This is a genomic window from Bacillus sp. AFS001701 (assembly GCF_002559405.1).
Lineage (GTDB): Bacteria > Bacillota > Bacilli > Bacillales > Bacillaceae_G > Gottfriedia.
This window is the reverse complement of record NZ_NTZO01000626.1, coordinates 1-249: the sequence shown is the minus strand read 5'-3', so window position 1 is coordinate 249 and position 249 is coordinate 1. Positions and strand designations below refer to the sequence as shown.

General features: G+C 57.0%; 3 tRNA genes. All 3 read left to right on the top strand.

What is annotated here, in order from left to right:
* The 3 genes from CN514_RS24160 (at nucleotide 1) to CN514_RS24150 (ending at nucleotide 249) form a co-directional block, all read left to right on the top strand.
* A tRNA-Glu gene (locus CN514_RS24160) sits at nucleotides 1–72 on the top strand.
* Nucleotides 73–94: 22 nt separating this feature from the next.
* Nucleotides 95–170, top strand: a tRNA-Asp gene (locus tag CN514_RS24155).
* 6 nt (nucleotides 171–176) lie between these two features.
* Nucleotides 177–249 (top strand) — tRNA-Phe (locus CN514_RS24150).

The following is a 249-nucleotide window of genomic DNA, read 5'->3' as shown; positions in this document are numbered from 1 at the left end:
GGCCCGTTGGTCAAGCGGTTAAGACACCGCCCTTTCACGGCGGTAACACGGGTTCGAGTCCCGTACGGGTCATCCTTTTTTATAAAATTATCTTGGTCCCGTGGTGTAGCGGTTAACATGCCTGCCTGTCACGCAGGAGATCGCCGGTTCGATCCCGGTCGGGACCGCCATATAATGGCTCGGTAGCTCAGTCGGTAGAGCAGAGGACTGAAAATCCTCGTGTCGGCGGTTCGATTCCGTCCCGAGCCA